Below are 1,398 nucleotides of genomic sequence, written 5' to 3'. Positions count from 1 at the left end.
CTCCAGGGCCACCACCAGCGGCATGCTGGCCGGGCTCTCGGTGCGCTGGCCCGACAGGGGCACCTGTGCCGTCCACACCGCGCCTTGCCAAGCCTGTTGCCAGGGGGCGGCGGGCTCGATCACGCTACCGGTTTCGGGGTACAGCGCCAGTGTTTTTCCTTGCAGGGCGGCGGGCAAGCCGGCCAGGGAAATGCTGATCGCCTTGCCTTCGACGGCCACCTGGCTGGCGCCGGCCGCCAGTGCTTTGGGCGTGGCAGCGAACGTGTCCTGAAACAGTTGGCCGCTGGCCGCGGTCGAGCTTCGCACCGGGATGCTCAGTGAAAAGTCGCCCTCTTGCGGAATGCATTCCTTGCGGCACACCAGCCAGGACGCCTTGAGTTTGACGTCCAGCTGCCTGGCGGCGAAACCGGGCGCCACGGTCAAAGGCACGGGCAGCAGCACCGCCTTTTCATAGCCGTAGTTGGCCAGCGTGCCAATCGGGATTTTTTTGGGCGTCGGCYAGGCGATATCGCCTGCAGTAATGCCGGCGGGCAGTTGCCAGTCGAGCTGCGTCGGCAGCCCGGAGTCACCGGAGTTTTTCCAGTAGGTATGCCATTCGGGCTGGTGCGTGAGCCGCAGCCCCACCCAGACCGGCTTGCCGGGCTCCACGCCTTCCGGCGCCCAGGCCAGCAGTTCGGCACTGACCTGCTCCGTTGTGACCACCGCACCGGTTGTGCCCGGGGTGCCCTTGCCCAGAATGTCGCTAAAGGCTTTTTGAGCGCTGGCGGGCACGGGGATTGCGCAAGCAGCTATCAAAAATGTAGCGGCTAGCTTGGCAAACGGAAAACGCAGGGCATTCATTGTGCAAGTGTGAGCGGGTGGCGCAGAGATTAGTTCCTGGAAGGCCAGGGGGCAAGACAGCGTGCGGGCATCGCTCGATGATGGTTAGTCGATTTTCACGCTGCCTTATTACAGCCGTTTTCAGAGTCAGCCCAGATAATAGGGGCATGCCGCGCATTGTCCTCGCCACCCTCAACGCGAAGTACATCCACGCTTCGCTGGGCCTGCGGTACCTGCTGGCCAATATGGACCTGCATGGCGGCCCCGGCCTTCGTGCGCAAACGTTGCTGCGCGAATTTGTGATCCAGCAACGGCCCATGCAGATCGTCGAGGAGTTGCTGGCGCTCGATCCTGAAGTCATCGGCCTCGGCATCTATATATGGAACGTGGTGGAAACCACCCAGGTCGTGCGCCTGCTCAAAACCCTGAGGCCCGGCATCAAGGTGGTGCTGGGCGGCCCCGAGGTCAGTTACGAGACGGGCGAACAGGAAATTTGCCGCCTGGCCGACCATGTGGTCACCGGCTGGGGCGATGTGAGTTTTCCCAAGCTCTGCCGTGCCTTGCTCGATGGCCCGCAAC

Annotated in this window: 2 protein-coding genes; one reads left to right on the top strand and one right to left on the bottom strand. The window is 63.4% G+C overall.

The features are described from left to right. The coding region (locus AC1DWI_RS23150; protein WP_477725918.1) for a protein-disulfide reductase DsbD domain-containing protein at positions 1–840 on the bottom strand (840 nt) is incomplete at its 3' end. Between the two features lie 146 nt (positions 841–986). Between AC1DWI_RS23150 and AC1DWI_RS23145 the strand changes: the two genes are divergently transcribed. Beyond that, positions 987–1,398 (top strand): cobalamin-dependent protein (locus AC1DWI_RS23145; protein WP_477725917.1); only part of this gene is annotated, 412 nt, incomplete at its 3' end.

It is taken from the genome of Polaromonas sp. P3_C2 (assembly GCF_056402675.1).
Note: the sequence above shows the minus strand (reverse complement) of the source record. Positions and strands in the feature narration are given on the sequence as shown.